Origin of the sequence: Shewanella sp. Scap07 (assembly GCF_013394145.1) — a bacterium.
GTDB lineage: Bacteria > Pseudomonadota > Gammaproteobacteria > Enterobacterales > Shewanellaceae > Shewanella > Shewanella waksmanii.
Map to the genome: position 1 here is coordinate 4,133,976 of NZ_CP041329.1, position 14,958 is coordinate 4,148,933.

At 47.6% G+C, this 14,958-nt stretch carries 14 protein-coding genes; 8 read left to right on the forward strand and 6 right to left on the reverse strand.

Annotated elements, in window-relative coordinates:
* Nucleotides 1-57: 57 nt before the first annotated feature.
* A complete protein-coding gene (locus FLM48_RS18130; RefSeq protein ID WP_028773269.1) occupies nucleotides 58-234 on the forward strand; it encodes a DNA-binding protein in 177 nt (58 codons plus the stop codon).
* Nucleotides 235-561: 327 nt separating this feature from the next.
* Entirely contained in the window at nucleotides 562-2,451 is a 1,890-nt protein-coding gene (locus FLM48_RS18135; RefSeq protein ID WP_179025631.1) for a methyl-accepting chemotaxis protein, read from the forward strand.
* Between the two features lie 51 nt (nucleotides 2,452-2,502).
* Here FLM48_RS18135 and cydC read toward each other — a convergent pair whose 3' ends face one another.
* From cydC to FLM48_RS18150, 3 genes are all read right to left on the reverse strand, one after another.
* The gene (gene cydC, locus FLM48_RS18140; RefSeq protein WP_179025632.1) at nucleotides 2,503-4,284 is read right to left on the reverse strand and encodes a cysteine/glutathione ABC transporter ATP-binding protein/permease CydC; all 1,782 of its coding nucleotides are present in this window, start codon (nucleotides 4,282-4,284) and stop codon (nucleotides 2,503-2,505) included.
* The gene (gene cydD, locus FLM48_RS18145; protein WP_179025633.1) at nucleotides 4,284-6,068 is read right to left on the reverse strand and encodes a cysteine/glutathione ABC transporter permease/ATP-binding protein CydD; all 1,785 of its coding nucleotides are present in this window, start codon (nucleotides 6,066-6,068) and stop codon (nucleotides 4,284-4,286) included. The genes cydC and cydD overlap by 1 nt, the downstream gene beginning before the upstream one ends.
* Before the next feature lie 186 nt (nucleotides 6,069-6,254).
* The gene (locus tag FLM48_RS18150; RefSeq protein WP_179025634.1) at nucleotides 6,255-6,563 is read right to left on the reverse strand and encodes a DUF3622 domain-containing protein; all 309 of its coding nucleotides are present in this window, start codon (nucleotides 6,561-6,563) and stop codon (nucleotides 6,255-6,257) included.
* 513 nt (nucleotides 6,564-7,076) lie between these two features.
* Here FLM48_RS18150 and FLM48_RS18155 point away from each other — a divergent pair.
* On the forward strand, nucleotides 7,077-8,450 hold the full coding sequence (locus FLM48_RS18155) for a DEAD/DEAH box helicase (protein ID WP_179025635.1): 1,374 nt from the start codon (nucleotides 7,077-7,079) through the stop codon (nucleotides 8,448-8,450).
* Nucleotides 8,451-8,528: 78 nt separating this feature from the next.
* Here the strand turns inward: FLM48_RS18155 and FLM48_RS18160 are convergent, their stop codons facing one another.
* On the reverse strand, nucleotides 8,529-8,672 hold the full coding sequence (locus FLM48_RS18160; RefSeq protein WP_179025636.1) for a hypothetical protein: 144 nt from the start codon (nucleotides 8,670-8,672) through the stop codon (nucleotides 8,529-8,531).
* A gap of 369 nt (nucleotides 8,673-9,041) precedes the next feature.
* Here FLM48_RS18160 and FLM48_RS18165 point away from each other — a divergent pair, with 369 nt between their 5' ends.
* Nucleotides 9,042-9,461 carry a hypothetical protein gene (locus FLM48_RS18165; RefSeq protein WP_256870972.1) on the forward strand — a complete coding sequence of 140 codons (420 nt, stop codon included), beginning with the start codon at nucleotides 9,042-9,044 and terminating at the stop codon, nucleotides 9,459-9,461.
* Between the two features lie 11 nt (nucleotides 9,462-9,472).
* Entirely contained in the window at nucleotides 9,473-9,889 is a 417-nt protein-coding gene (locus tag FLM48_RS18170; RefSeq protein ID WP_179025637.1) for a GFA family protein, read from the forward strand.
* A gap of 107 nt (nucleotides 9,890-9,996) precedes the next feature.
* On the opposite strand, the gene dbpA is transcribed toward FLM48_RS18170, so the two are convergent.
* Nucleotides 9,997-11,409 (reverse strand): ATP-dependent RNA helicase DbpA, encoded by a 1,413-nt coding sequence (dbpA, locus tag FLM48_RS18175; RefSeq protein ID WP_179025638.1) that lies wholly within the window; start codon nucleotides 11,407-11,409, stop codon nucleotides 9,997-9,999.
* Between the two features lie 221 nt (nucleotides 11,410-11,630).
* Here dbpA and FLM48_RS18180 point away from each other — a divergent pair, with 221 nt between their 5' ends.
* Nucleotides 11,631-11,942: a hypothetical protein gene (locus tag FLM48_RS18180; protein ID WP_179025639.1), complete on the forward strand. Its 312-nt coding sequence runs from the start codon at nucleotides 11,631-11,633 to the stop codon at nucleotides 11,940-11,942.
* Between the two features lie 59 nt (nucleotides 11,943-12,001).
* Here FLM48_RS18180 and FLM48_RS18185 read toward each other — a convergent pair whose 3' ends face one another.
* Entirely contained in the window at nucleotides 12,002-12,202 is a 201-nt protein-coding gene (locus tag FLM48_RS18185; RefSeq protein ID WP_028773258.1) for a YheV family putative zinc ribbon protein, read from the reverse strand.
* Nucleotides 12,203-12,409: 207 nt separating this feature from the next.
* On the opposite strand from FLM48_RS18185, the gene FLM48_RS18190 reads away from it, so the two are divergent.
* A complete protein-coding gene (locus FLM48_RS18190) occupies nucleotides 12,410-14,326 on the forward strand; it encodes an ABC transporter ATP-binding protein (RefSeq protein WP_179025640.1) in 1,917 nt (638 codons plus the stop codon).
* A 13-nt stretch (nucleotides 14,327-14,339) separates the two neighbouring features.
* Nucleotides 14,340-14,795 carry a TIGR02444 family protein gene (locus FLM48_RS18195; protein ID WP_179025641.1) on the forward strand — a complete coding sequence of 152 codons (456 nt, stop codon included), beginning with the start codon at nucleotides 14,340-14,342 and terminating at the stop codon, nucleotides 14,793-14,795.
* Nucleotides 14,796-14,958: the final 163 nt, after the last annotated feature.

Here is a 14,958-nt window from a genome sequence, read left to right on the forward strand (position 1 = left end):
ACCTTTACTAAGTGGTACTCACTCATACTGGTAACAAACTTTTTAAAAGGAGATTTTATGGCTGAATCAACACTCAATCTTGAACAGGTCGCCGAGCTACTCGGCAAAAGCCCAGCGACGATTAAACGCTTTGCCCGTGAGAGCTTACTCACTAATATCGGTGATGAAGATGCGCCGCTATTTAATGAAGCCGAAGTGCAGCGTTACTTAGCGTTTCAAAACAAATTAGGCTAGTTCAGCAAGGCGCATAAACCAGTGAGCGCTACACTGGTTATCACCGCCGATTTCATCGATTAGTTTCCTACCCTATTAAATGGCCACAATTGCTAAATAAACGCTAGTAAATCGTAAATAATTGCCCTCGAATAACGCTAACTTGTAAGCAAAAATAAGTCAGCAAGTTACACGGGCTAAAAATGTACAAATCTAGTTCATAAAAACATCAGTTGCTGATGCTTGTGACTGCCGCTTTCGGTATAGTCACGCGCTCGTTCTTGGCTGCTGAACTTAGCGTTAAATTCAGCTTGCTTACACTTCAATTCTGTCTACGACAATTCATCCATGACTCTTACGATTAAACATAAAATCCAAATCTCTATCTTAGCTATTTGTGCTATCACTAGCTTGATCCAAGCGTGGATTTCGATTTCACAGCTGCAACAAGAAACAGAAGCTGCCATTCAAGCCAATGTCACTGAAACCAGCCGCGCCACCAGCTTTTATATTAGTGACTGGCTTAATCAACGCAAAGTCGTGCTGCAAGCCAATGAAACATCAATCGCTCAAGGCCAAGAAACCATTGCTGAGTTAAAGCAAACGCTCAATGCCGCTGGATTTATGTCTATCTTTGTCGGCCGACAAGATGGCAGCCTAACTTATGTTAATCAGCAGGGGCATCAGCAGGTCAATGTCGACCCTCGTAGCCGACCTTGGTATCGCCAGGCGCAGCAGCAAGGTGCGATGATCACTACTGAGCCCTATATGGATGTAGAAACCGGCAGTAGCGTCATTACCTTAGCCAAAGCATTCAATCAATCCAGCCAAGGTGTGGTAGGTGCAGATCTGCAAATCGATCAAATTGCCGCAAATGTGGCGCAACTGCAGATAGATAATCAAGGCAGCGCTTTTCTGATTGATGGCAACAACAAGGTTCTCGCTCACGAGAATCGACAGCTGTTGAATCAGGCTGCCACTGACTTAGACAGACAGCTTAGCCCACAATACATTAGCCAACAGCGCCAGACTCAACATTTAGACACCGTGCTTTGGCGCAACACTGGCAAAGAGATGCTGCTACAGTTTACGCCGATTGAAGGTACCAACTGGACCCTGGGCATAGTACAAGATAAACAACTGGCCTTTGCCTCGGTCAACGAGCAGATTTGGGATATCCTGATTTCAAGCCTAATCATGGTGGTGATTGTCAACTTATTAGCCGGTGTTGCCATCAATCACATGTTCAGACCGCTTGGCGAGCTGACCCATGCCGTAGAAGCATTAGCCAATGGCAAGGGCGATTTAACCCACAGATTTAAGGTCAAGCGCGCTGATGAGATTGGCCAATTGTCACTGCACATGAACCAGTTCTTACAAACCTTGCAGAAAATGGTGCAAGCGATTAACCAAGATACCCTGCACCTTAATGACAGAATTGATCACACTGCAACAACAGCCTGCCAAGCCAACGGTGGCGTTGCTAAGCAGCACGATGAATTGACGCAAATTGCCACTGCAACAAGGCAGATGTCAGCCACCGCAAATGAAGTGGCGGGTCACGCAGAGTCAACCGCGAATGCGGCAAAGCAGTCGGCGCAATATTGCGTTGAAGGTGGACAAGTGATTGGCCAAAGTGCTCACTCAATTGAGCAACTGTCACATCAACTCAATGATACTGCCGAAATTATCATTAACTTAGAAAAGCATACCGCAGAGATTGAACAGATACTGGCGACCATACAATCGGTTGCCGAGCAAACCAACTTGCTGGCACTTAATGCTGCAATTGAAGCGGCCCGTGCCGGCGAGCAAGGCCGTGGGTTTGCCGTGGTTGCTGATGAAGTTCGCGTGCTAAGTCACCGCACCCAAGACTCTACTGAAGAGATCCGCGCCACCATCGCCACCTTGCAGCAAACCAGTCAACAAGCGGTTAGCGCTGTGATGTCGAGTACTGCCACCGCTGACAGCAGTGTCCAGTTAGCGCAGCAAGCGCAGCAAAGCTTAGAGCAGATCACCTTGTCCATTACTGAAATCAACGATATGGCAACCCATATTGCCAGTGCAGCGGAGCAACAACGTGCTGCATCGGGCGACATTAGCCGTAACACCCAAGAGATCAATCAAGTCTCCAACGAGATCGCCCTGCAAACCCAAGATGTCAGTGATAACGCCGCGGCGATGCTCGCCACCTCTGCCGAACTTACCCGTCACGTTTCACGCTTTAAAATCAACTAGCACGACAATATTGCAAACAAAAAGGGCGCCAACAAGGCGCCCTTTTTATTACTAGCCTAACCTGTGATGCAGTCCAGCGTAATAAGCGTTGCTCACCAGCAATTGCTGATGAGCGCCTTGGTCAACAATACGCCCCTGCTCCATTAAGCACACTCTGTCCATCTGCTCTAATGCCGTTAGGCGATGGCATATCATCAACACCGTTTTATGTTTGGCAAATTCAAATATAGTCGCCAAGATTTCGCGCTCGGTGCGCTTATCTAAGCCTTCAGTGGGCTCATCAAGCAACAGAATTGGCGTATCCCTTAACAGTGCTCTAGCCACACCAATTCGGCGTGCTTCACCGCCTGATAGCTGACGGCCGCCCTCACCAATCCAGTTATCCAGCGGCCTGTCGCCCTGTGTTAGGTTGCCCAGTCCCACTTGTGCTAATACCGCTATTAGCTTGGCATCGTTGGCTTCTCTGGCCGCAATACGCTGTTTACGTTTCATGTCATCACGCACACCCGTATCAAATTGCGCGAGGGTAAGGTTATCCCTTAGGGTGCCAGCAAAAAGGTAGATCCGCTGACTAATTACAGTGGTTGATGCCCGTAATGCCGCCTCGCTATATTCGCTAATCGGTCGCCCATCAAGACAAATGTCACCGCGCTGAGCCTGCCATTCACGGGTCAGCAATGACAATAGGCTCGATTTACCGCAGCCGGTTTGCCCCAATAACGCCACCTTTTCTCCAGCAGCAATTGTCATGGATAAATCGTTTAACACCGCTTTGCCCGCTTGATAGCCAAAGTTAATACTACTCACTTGAATATCACCACGGGTGACTTCATGGGTCGCACTGGCGTTAAACTGCACCTGACTTTGTTTATCAACCACAGCAGTTACCCGCTCGGCCGCTTGTACACAGGCCGATAAGTGCTGAAACGCGGTAGTGATTGGCATTAGCATCTCAATGGTGGCTAAGGTCATGAACACCACCATCGCGAGCATCGGCCCTGGCGGGGTGTGTTGGCCAACACCAAATGAGGCTAAATACAGCATCATCACGACCGCTGCGCCATGGCACAGCACTAATAACGCTTGGCTTAATGCTGTGACCTGATTCATCCGTGACTGACTACTAAAAATAGCCAGTTCCGCCGCATCTAGCTGAGACCTAAAGCGCGGCAATGCCCCAAACAGCGTCAGCTCTGCATTGCCTTCGATATACTGCAGCAGTTGCACTCGATATTGACGCTTACTTTCCACCATTGCGCGCCCTGGTTGGCGGCCAAGATAGTAAAAAATCACCGGCAACACTAACCAAATCAGCAATAACACACTGCATAACGCCACCGCTAAATCAGCATCTATCCAACCTAAAAATAGGTACAAAGCACCTATCATTAGCAACGATGCTGCCATCGGCGTGAGCAGTCGCAGGTAGAGATGATCTAAAGTATCAATGTCCGCCACTAAGCGGTTGAGCAGGTCGCCATGCCTAAGCCCTTGCATGTCAGCAGGAGTCAAAGGCAGCAAGCGTTTCCAAGTCCAACTACGCAGTTCGGTAAGCAGCTTAAATGTCGCTTCATGGGTTGCTAGGCGTTCTCCATAGCGGCTAGCGGTTCGCGCGATAGACAGAAAACGCACCCCACCAGCGGGGGTAAAATAGTTAAATGCTTGCGCGGTCGCGACCGTTAGTCCGGCTACTGCGGTTGCCGATAGAAACCAACCGGACAATGACAATAACCCAATCCCCGCCATTAACGTGGTAATACTTAACAGCAAGCCAACAGCCATCATTAGCCACTGACGCTTAAACAATTTTAGAAACGGCAAAAGTACCCGCATTAGCTGCTCTCCCCGCGCTGTTCACCAAGCAAGGTACGAAACAGGCCGTCTTGCTCACTTAGTTGCTGGAAACTGCCCTGCTGCACCAGCTGTCCTGCATCCAATACCCAAATAACGTCGACCTTAGCGAGTTCATCGATTTTATGGGTCACCATAATGCTCCCCGCGGTCGTCATAACCTGCTCTAGCGCACTCATCACCGCCTGCTCGCTTTGACTATCAAGACTCGCAGTCGGCTCATCCAGTATATAAAACTGCGCTTGCTGACCTAAGGCTCGGGCTAAACATAAGCGCTGCGCTTGACCAACAGAGACCCCCGCACTTTGTTCACCAATCTGACTGTTTATCCCGTCAGGCAGGCTATTAACGAACTGAGCAACTTGCGCTTGTGCCAAGAGTGCTTCAATACGCTCAGCTGGCATATCTGGATCGCCTAAGCTGACATTGTCAGCGATGGAGCCATGAAACAATTGCGGATTTTGCCCGAGCCAAGCGACGCGCTGACGCCAATTGGTCAGTTGACGTTGATTCAACTCAACACCATTAACTTGCAAGCTACCGCTATAGGGTAAGAACCCAAGCAGCGCGTTTAGTAAACTTGATTTACCCGCACCGCTGGGCCCCACCAGCGCAACATGCTCGCCGGCATTAAGGGTAAAATCCACCGGGCCAAGCAGCACAGTGCCATCCATGCTCATTACCTGTAATTGCTTGGCGCTAATGGTGATGGGCTCCGCCGCAGTTAACAATGGCGCATGGGATTGTGATGCTTGCTCACTTGATTGCGGGGTTTGATATTCGAGTAAGTTTTTCAGCGCCTCGGCCGCACCAATGGCCTGTGCTTTAGCATGATAATGGGTGCCCATATCCCTTAATGGTTGATAAAACTCAGGTGCAAGAATCAATACAAACAGGCCGGTAAATAGTGTCAACCCGACGCCATAGTGGCCGAAATTGAGGTGGTCGAGATAGCTAAAGCCAAAGTAAACGGCTAAAACGGCAATCGACACCGCGGCAAAGAACTCCAGTACTGCAGAGCTTAAAAAAGCCATTCGCAACACCGACATGGTGCGACTACGAAACTCTTCTGAGGCTGACTCAATCGCACTCACTTCTGCTTGACCGCGATTAAATAGCTTGATGGTGCTGAGCCCTTTTAAGCGATCCATAAAGTGACCACTGAGCTGCGCCAGCGCGCTGAAGTTTTTACGATTGGCATCGGCAGCGCCCATACCCACTAAAATCATAAACATGGGAATTAACGGTGCTGTCGCCAACAATACCAGGCCTGCAGCCCAGTTTATTGGGAAAACCACCGCAAGTATGGTGATGGGGACAAATCCCGCAATTAGCATTTGTGGCAGGTACTTGCCATAAAAGTCGTGCAGATCTTCAACTTGCTCTAATACAATACTGGCCCAGCTACCTGCTGGCTTACCTTTGATATAAGCGGGGCCTAGTTCGCTAAGCTTATCGAGCACGGCACGGCGCACATCTTGACGCAAACGCTGACCAGCAACAAAGCTCACCCGCTCTCGACAATAGGCAAGTAAGGCTCTGACAACAATAAGTGCTAATAAAGCGTAGAAATGGTCGGTAAAGTCGCTGACTACTTGGTTTTCAATCACTAAGCCGTGCAGCATCGTGGCCAAAAGGTAAGCTTGTGCCACAAGAGAGAAGCCCGTTAACACACCCAACATCACCGTGAGATTAAGGTAGACACCACAGGCACCTTTACGCTGTTTAAGCCAACGTGTCAGGATTTTTTCCAACGACTTATCCATGAAGCTCCAAAGCTGATATAGCAATCGCTGAAGTATCGCAGGCCTAGCAGTGAGAATAAACTGCAGCTGATGTAAATGTTAGGAGACTCACAAAAATTGAGCTAGATCAATTTTCATAGGGGCGCGGCAACAAAAAAGGCCACATATATGGTGGCCTTTAATCATATTACACTAACAATCTAGTCACTATTCGTCGAAGTCATCGCCGGCAACATCGCGAGCGTCACGCCATGCTTGTGCTTCACGTTCTTTTTTAACGATAGCTTCGGTGCGCTCGCCACGTGCTTTCGCTTTGCGATCATTGCGCTCAATCAAGCCTTCAAGAAAGCTCTGCAGCGTTTGCTCAGCCCAAGCTTGTGCTTCTGCTTCGCTAGCAAAACCCGCTTGCTGTTTTGATACCACGGTTTTACGCGCTGTCATGCGGCGAGTAATTTGTCCGGTCCAGCTGCCTTCAACTTCTAGCACGCGTAGATCGTATTTTTTGCTTTTTAACATGGGGTGATCCTATCAGGTAAACGACATAGATCATTCAAAAGCGCGTTTGAGAACGGAGTTGATATCGATGTCTTGCTCAACACAGAAAATAGTCACTATTTTCTAAAGAGCGCGTATTGTAGTCAGCTATTTGAAAAACTCAATCATTGAAAGCCCAAAAGCGTAAAATTGTGCAAAAAAAAATCAGCCTGACTATCTAAATTGAGCCATTCAACTCCACCCGCAGCCGTCAAGCCAGAGCAGATCAATGTATGCCAGCCCCCAATATAGTTGAAACTTGACTATAGTGTTTGATAGGCATAATCAAGGCTAGCCCATCATAAACTGGCTGAAAAACCTGAGTATTCAATAACAATGATTAGCTTTACCGACTGTTGGCGACATATTAGCGCCACTGACTTAACAGATTGCTATTATTAAATAGCGCTTTTAAGGCAGATACTGTAAGCTTCACGCCCCCCAGCCACGCTGGCTGGCTCCATCAGACGCCCTTTGGGGTGAAGAGACCTATCTATGAGTTTTGACTCTCTGGGCTTATCTGCCCCGATTTTAAGCGCCGTTGCCAACAAGGGCTACCACACCCCATCGCCAATTCAAGCACAAGCGATACCCGCAGTGCTAGCAGGCAAAGATGTCATGGCCGCCGCTCAAACCGGAACAGGTAAAACAGCGGGCTTTACTTTGCCTTTGCTGGAAAACTTGATGCAAGGCACTAAAGCGCCGCGTAAGCAGGTTCGTGCATTAGTATTAACCCCAACCAGAGAACTCGCTGCACAAGTGGCTGAGAGTGTCACCACTTATGGCAGCGCATTACCGTTAAAGTCTGCCGTGGTGTTTGGTGGTGTGGGCATTGTGCCGCAAATTCAGCAATTGGCGCGTGGCGTCGATATTTTGGTTGCCACGCCAGGGCGTTTACTGGACTTATATCAACAAGGCGCAGTGAGCTTTAAACAACTGGAAGTCTTGGTATTAGATGAAGCTGATCGCATGCTAGATATGGGTTTTATCCATGACATCAAAAAAATCTTGGCGCTATTGCCCGCAAAGCGACAAAACTTGATGTTTTCAGCGACCTTCTCCGATGACATTCGCGCATTAGCCAAAGGCTTGGTTAATAACCCAGTTGAGATTTCGGTCACGCCGCGTAACACCACAGCCAACACAGTTAAACAGTGGATCTGCCCCGTTGATAAAACCCGCAAATCAGCGGTATTGGTTCAGCTGATCAACGACAATAATTGGCAACAAGTTTTGGTCTTTAGTCGCACTAAACATGGTGCTAACCGCTTAGCTAAGAGCTTAGATGCCAAAGGCATCACTGCCGCCGCCATTCACGGTAACAAGAGTCAAGGTGCTCGAACTAAAGCCTTGGCCAACTTTAAAACCGGTGAAGTGCGTGTGTTAGTGGCAACCGACATTGCCGCTCGCGGGCTTGATATTGACCAACTACCGCAAGTGGTCAACTTCGATCTGCCAAATGTCCCTGAAGATTATGTTCACCGTATTGGCCGTACTGGCCGTGCAGGTGCCAGCGGACAAGCGGTTTCACTGGTGAGCCATGAAGAAAACAAGCTACTGCGTGATATTGAGCGCTTGATCAAACAAAACTTGCCAAGAGAAGTCATTGCCGGTTTCGAGCCGACCCATGCATTAGCAGATACCGATCTCAGCCCAGCAAAACACGCTAAGCCACGCAATAACAAGCAACGCAGTGGCAACCATAATGGCCGTGCCAATAAGCCTAGACGTCAATCTAGCGAGCAGCGCAGCGGTAAACCAGGTGAGAATAAGCCTAACCGCAGCAAAGATACCTCGGGCAACAACTCAAAGCCGAGTAATCAATCAAGACGCAGAAAGCCGGCCAATCGTAAACCTGCAGCTCTTTAGCAGTCCAACAGTCAATCAGTATAAGCCGAGCAGTTCGGCTTATACCCTGATGCCCGGTCAATAAATAACATGCCAGCTCTATGGTTCTTGGCTGGTATCACTACGTTCAACCTCTTCGTCCGCTATTTTTGTCGCCGGTGCAGTCGGGCTATTGATTCTCCACACAGCGCTCGTTCCATTTAAAGGTCCATCGACATAGTTAGCTCTCACTAACGAGCTCATACTTGCACCATTATTTGTGGCTAAATATGACACGATATGCTGTTCCAAACTCCGTTTATATCCCCTTGACATCGACTGTCACAAACAAATTCAACGGTTATCCTTTACTTCTTTGCACACCTATTGAACTAATATATAAGCATCAAAAAAACAATAAAATGAAAACAGAATAAAATAGCTAAAATTAAACCCACTACCAAAAAAAATAACCACGCAGCCTTATTAAAAATAAAATAGTACACAATAATTACGCACCGTTATAAAAGGTATAGGGTTATACCTAAAACCCAATAATATAATATACTTTACACTTTAAAATCTGAATGTTAGCCTAGTTATACAAGTAATAGAGTTCGTTCATGGAAGAATATGAAAAAACTATCAAATCATGCTTTAGTTGTATTACTAACTGGCTACTTATCTATTCACTGTCAAGCCTCAGCTAATGATGAAATTATCAATGTAGAAAGAAGTGTTTCCGGCAACTTTAATTCATCCTTTCCAAACCCAGATAATATTCAACCTGACATTAGTGACTTTAAGGTCATCAATACCGTGCTAATGAGTAATGAACAAGGAGAGCGCTGGGCAGTTGTGACATTACAGAACACGGCCCGCGGCCAAAGAACACTCAATCAAAATCAATTGATGGCTTTAATATCAAGCGGGGAACGTATAGTCCCCGAACGATTCAAAGAGCTGTTCTCATCAAATGAAACACTCTCAATCACATTGCATTTTGGCCAGCAAAAATTCCCGATATTAGAAATCTTTTCCAGAACCATGTAAGCCAATTTTCTATGACAACCAATAATATAATACTTACCGGCGGCTGCCTGTGCGGCGCGCTACGCTATCAAACCACAGCACAGCCCTTTGACAGTGACCACTGCCATTGCACTGTATGTCAAAAGAGCACTGGCGCAGCGGTGGGAAGTTGGATGGACTTTAAACGAGTACAGGTAACCTGGATACAAGGTCAGGTCACCGAATATGCCTCATCAGACACCATAAGACGTGGCTTCTGCCATCTTTGCGGGAGTACGTTAAGTTATCGAAGTACTGACTACCCCGACTACTACACCTTATCTATCACCTCACTTGACGATGCCAACCAAGTGCAGCCCAAATACCATATTCATACGGCAAGCGCGGTTAGTTGGCTAGTAATCGATGATGAGTTGCCACGCTATGCTAATGCTCGCAGCAGCGATTAACACCATGCCCCTCACCGTAAGGTAAACCATGCTGGCGGCACAAATAAAAATGGGCTGAGTCAATTGACTCAGCCCATTGCAATATAGGGTCAATAACTTTGCTAAAGCTATTTAAGCTCCCAAGCGCGGTAATTGCGTCCCTTGAGCTTACCTTTAGTGATTTTATTAAGTGCGCGTCTTACAACCTGACGTTTAACCGCCACATAAGAGCGAAAATCAGTAATTTTGATTTTGCCGACTTCACTGCCTTCAATGCCGTTATCGCCGGTTAAGCAACCAAGAATATCCCCAGGGCGGACTTTATTTTTCTTACCACCGTCAATTTGAATCGTGACCATGGCAGGTTGGGCTGGCATCTTGTCCAATAGCGATTCGCTGGGTAATCCCTCAGCAATAATATCGCGCCCTAATAGGTCTTCAATTAGGCCAATCTTGTAACCATCTTCATGATTAAAGAAGGTAAATGCAGCCCCTTTACTGCCTGCACGTCCCGTTCGCCCAACACGGTGAATATGCACTTCTGTGTCATACGCAACGTGATAATTGACTACCATATCCAAAGCATCAATATCGAGCCCACGCGCCGCCACATCGGTGGCCACCATGACACTGGCACTTTTATTGGCAAACTTAAGCAGCATTTGGTCACGATCGCGCTGTTCTAAATCGCCATGCAAGGCAACCACACTAAACCCAGCGTTACTGAGCTTAGCGGCAACATCTTTGGTTTCTCGCTTGGTATTACAAAACACCACCGCACTTTCTGGATTGCGGTCTAGCAACAGCAGCTGCAATGCGCGCATGCGGTCATTGTTATTGCCACACTCGTAAAAATGTTGCTCGATACTGCTGCTGTCATGGGTTGCAGTTACCTTAACCATCACCGGATTCACCAAGAACTGTTCGCTAATGGTTTTGATTTGATCTGGGAATGTGGCGCTAAATAGCAAAGTTTGGCGCTCGCGAGGCACCGCCAACATAATCGCGTCTAACTCGCGCTGAAAGCCCATCTCTAACATGCGGTCGGCTTCATCTAAAATCAGCGTGTCGACATTTTCTAGATCTAAACGGCCACGATCTAGATGATCAATGATACGCCCTGGGGTGCCAACAATAATGTGAGCGCCATGTTCCAACGAGCCAATTTGCGGCCCCATAGGCACACCGCCACACAAGGTCAATATTTTAATATTGTGAATACCGCGCGCTAAGGTACGCAGCTCTTTGGCGACTTGATCAGCCAGTTCACGGGTTGGACACAGCACCATAGTTTGAATGCGAAACCGTTTCACATTGAGCTTATTGAGCAAGCCCAAACCAAAAGCCGCGGTTTTACCCGAGCCGGTTTTACCTTGACCAATAACATCTTCACCATTGAGGATGGCAGGTAAACTCTGCGCCTGAATCGGCGTCATCTGCGCATAGCCCATAGTCGCTAAATTATCTGTTAACTCTCGCTTTAGCGGTAAACTCGTGAAGTCTAAATTGACTTGCTGGTCGTTAGTGGGAGTCTGGCTCACGGTGTGTTCCTAATCAGGCCTATCTGTGGCTCAGTTAAAGCAAATAGAAGGCAAAGGCAAAAAATGAAGCGGCAAAGTAATCACTTTACCCGTTGATGGCGCGATTATAGCAATCTTTGCACTAAAGTGCTTTGACTTGTTAGTGCATCGGCTAACACTCGGGTATTATGCTGCAAAGCACCTGTGTAGTAGCCAACCTTTACGCAAAATTGAGCCCTGATATGACCAAAGCTAATATTACCCGCACCCAGCTAATCGAACAGATCAGCCGCTGGGGCGAAAACCACATCAATGCCGAGCAGCTTCAAGACTGGATGGTGACCCATTACGATCCCGATGAAGTGGATGTCGGCCGCGGCGAGCCTGAATGGGTGGTAGAGGCGATGAACATTGTGATGAATGAATATGAAATTGCCAAAATAGATAAGTTTCGCCAAGAAAACTATCAACTTGCTATCAATTTCATTCAAGCCGATGAATCACAATTCAACCAAACCCGTCACCTGTTCTTACAACAGGGCTTTCGAGATTAGCTGAACCGCTTTGCCATTTTATCGATGAGTAATGGCTAACTTGGGCCGGGGCGCAGCATTTAAGGCTTAAATACGCCGATGAGATCGCCACTGGCTTGAGAGGTCGCCTGCTCGTCGCCCTGTTGTTCACGGTAGTCACACTCGACACACTCAACCGTTTCTATGCCGTGCTCTTTAAACAGCACAATGGTTTCTTTAGCTTGGCACTTTGGACACTTAGCCCCGGCAACAAAACGTTTTTTGATTTTTTTAGCCGTCACAGCAATACAACCTCGAGGTTCGCCTCGTTCTTAGGCGGGAAAATAAACCCAATAAGTTTACCATGGCTCGCCGCCGCAATGGCAATATTTATTGGAGACAGTGGGTGATCTCTATTGAGATTTGTCGGCTTATTAGTAGCACCTGAGCGATGAACTAGGCTATCATTCACCTCCACTCGCTATCAGTTAAGTATTCAAGTCGTAGTCATGATCACCATTACACAAGCTCAACTCATCCGTGGTTCAAAAACGCTCCTCGATGATACATCGCTCACCATTTACCCTGGCCACAAAGTCGGCCTTGTGGGTGCCAATGGCACGGGCAAATCGTCGTTGCTGGCATTAATCCTGGATAAACTGAGTTTAGATAAAGGTGAAATCAGTGTTCCCAGTGGCTGGCAAGTCGCCACCGTAGCCCAGGAAACCCCTGCGCTTGACGTCTCTGCCTTAGAGTATGTCATTGACGGCGATGAAGAATACAGGCAGTTAGAGGCCAAGCTACATCAAGCTCAAGCGGATGATGATGGTAATGCCATCGCGAGATTACACGGCCTAATTGATGCCATTGGTGGCTATGCCATTCACTCTAGGGCTGCCAGTCTATTGGCCGGCCTAGGATTTAGCGAAGCCGAGCAACACAATCCCGTTAGAAGCTTCTCCGGTGGTTGGCGCATGCGCCTCAACTTGGCCCAAGCACTGTTGTGCCGCTCAGATCTATTGCTGCTTGATGAGCCCACCAACCACTTAGATTTAGATACCATGTATTGGCTTGAAGGTTGGATTAAGGCCTACCAAGGCACCTTAGTGCTCATCAGTCATGACCGTGACTTTATTGACGGCATTGTTGATGAAATTGTCCATGTTGAGCACCACAAACTTAATTATTACAAAGGCAACTACAGCTCATTTGAGCGGATCCGCGCCGAGCGTATGGCCCAGCAGCAAGTGGCCTTTGAACGTCAACAAAAAGAGCGCGCCCATATGCAGTCTTTTGTTGATCGCTTTCGCTATAAAGCCAGTAAGGCAAAGCAAGCCCAAAGCCGCCTCAAAGCCCTAGAGCGTATGACCGAGCTGCTGCCTTCTAAAGCTGACAGCCCATTTCATATGGCATTTCGCGCCCCAGATGCGCTGCCTAATCCGTTAGTGAAAATGGAACAGGTGAGTGTGGGCTATGGTGACAAAGCGATTTTAGACCATGTACACCTGAATTTAGTCCCCGGTGCCCGTATTGGCTTACTCGGCCGCAACGGTGCGGGTAAATCCACCTTAATTAAGCTGTTGTCTGAAGAACTGCAGCCCATGAGCGGCATTTACGAAACCAACCCAGGGCTTAACATCGGTTATTTTGCCCAGCACCAACTAGAGTTTCTGCATTTAGATGAGACGCCGCTGCAGCACCTTGCGCGCTTAGCACCCAAGCACAGAGAACAAGAATTGCGAGACTTCTTAGGTGGCTATGGTTTTAATGGTGACATGGCATTATCACCGGTACGCCCGTTCTCTGGCGGCGAAAAAGCCCGTCTGGTATTGGCGCTGCTGGTGTGGCAACGCCCTAACTTATTGCTACTCGATGAACCCACCAACCACTTAGATTTAGAGATGCGCCATGCACTTACCATGGCACTGCAATCTTTTGAAGGTGCAATGATTATTGTCTCGCACGATAGGCATTTGCTACGCCTTAGCTGCAGCGACTATTACCTGGTTGATCAAGGACGAGTGGCGAGCTTTAATGGCGATCTTGATGATTATCATCAATGGTTACTTGATGCCGCTAAAGCGGCTAATCGAGTTGAGCAAGATGACAGCGCCAAACCCGCGCAAGATAAAAAGGCCTTAAAGCGCCAAGAGGCACAATTACGTCAAAAACTCTCGCCTTTAAAGAAAGTTCAGGCTAAGTTAGAAAAGGCACAGCAACAAGCCAGTGACCGTTTAGCCGAGTTAGAACAGATGCTTGCAGATACTAGCTTGTACGATGCTGACAATAAAGCCCAGCTCACCCAAGTGCTAAATGAGCGAACTAAACTCACTCAAGCACTAGAAGAAAGTGAAATGGAATGGTTAGAAGTACAGGAATCAATTGAAGAAGTTGAGCAAGCTGTTAAGGCGGAGGCGGCTCAATAAAAAGGAACTTTACATGACTTATCTCAACCCATTTAATAGCAGCTTATGGCGTGACTGTGATGAATATTATGCGCAGTTACAGCCTGTTGTCTTGCAGCTGCAGGACGAACATCATGTTAATGTCAATCTGCTGCTATTAGCCATTTGGTTGGATAATCATCGTTACCCTCTCAGCTTCGATAGCTGGCAACGTCTTGATGTCGAAATTGATAGCTGGGAGCAAAAAATGCTTAAGCCCTACCGCAAGCTTCGTAAACTCAGTAAAGCCAACCTCGCCCCCGATGAATATCAACAAATGCTCGATGTTGAGTTAATGCTAGAGCGCAAAGCCCAAGCCTTGATTTTACATAAGCTCAAACAGCTGGCTGACGATGGCAGCCAAAGTAACCTCGAAACCTATTTGAGCTTATTTGAGCTGTCTGCAGATACGCAACCACAGTTGCTTGCTATGACTCATCAAGCAGCTTAGTTGTTAGCCTTCGAATGAAGGCTGATGACATTCTGTATTGGTTCCACTTGCTAGACGATAGTGACTATTCATCATTGCGGGACATTTTCAGGCCGGAACCTAACGCCTGTCCGGCGAGGAATGTGTGATTGTACTTATGACACGGTGAATAGTCGTGCTAACG

What these genes read in the sequence shown, in the direction of transcription:
- FLM48_RS18130 (WP_028773269.1), top strand. Translation starts at nt 58, where the DNA reads ATGGCTGAATCAACACTCAATCTTGAACAGGTCGCCGAGCTACTCGGC.
- FLM48_RS18135 (WP_179025631.1), top strand. Translation starts at nt 562, where the DNA reads ATGACTCTTACGATTAAACATAAAATCCAAATCTCTATCTTAGCTATT.
- cydC (WP_179025632.1), bottom strand. Translation starts at nt 4,284, where the DNA reads ATGCGGGTACTTTTGCCGTTTCTAAAATTGTTTAAGCGTCAGTGGCTA.
- cydD (WP_179025633.1), bottom strand. Translation starts at nt 6,068, where the DNA reads ATGGATAAGTCGTTGGAAAAAATCCTGACACGTTGGCTTAAACAGCGT.
- FLM48_RS18150 (WP_179025634.1), bottom strand. Translation starts at nt 6,563, where the DNA reads ATGTTAAAAAGCAAAAAATACGATCTACGCGTGCTAGAAGTTGAAGGC.
- FLM48_RS18155 (WP_179025635.1), top strand. Translation starts at nt 7,077, where the DNA reads ATGAGTTTTGACTCTCTGGGCTTATCTGCCCCGATTTTAAGCGCCGTT.
- FLM48_RS18160 (WP_179025636.1), bottom strand. Translation starts at nt 8,672, where the DNA reads ATGAGCTCGTTAGTGAGAGCTAACTATGTCGATGGACCTTTAAATGGA.
- FLM48_RS18165 (WP_256870972.1), top strand. Translation starts at nt 9,042, where the DNA reads ATGAAAAAACTATCAAATCATGCTTTAGTTGTATTACTAACTGGCTAC.
- FLM48_RS18170 (WP_179025637.1), top strand. Translation starts at nt 9,473, where the DNA reads ATGACAACCAATAATATAATACTTACCGGCGGCTGCCTGTGCGGCGCG.
- FLM48_RS18180 (WP_179025639.1), top strand. Translation starts at nt 11,631, where the DNA reads ATGACCAAAGCTAATATTACCCGCACCCAGCTAATCGAACAGATCAGC.
- FLM48_RS18190 (WP_179025640.1), top strand. Translation starts at nt 12,410, where the DNA reads ATGATCACCATTACACAAGCTCAACTCATCCGTGGTTCAAAAACGCTC.
- FLM48_RS18195 (WP_179025641.1), top strand. Translation starts at nt 14,340, where the DNA reads ATGACTTATCTCAACCCATTTAATAGCAGCTTATGGCGTGACTGTGAT.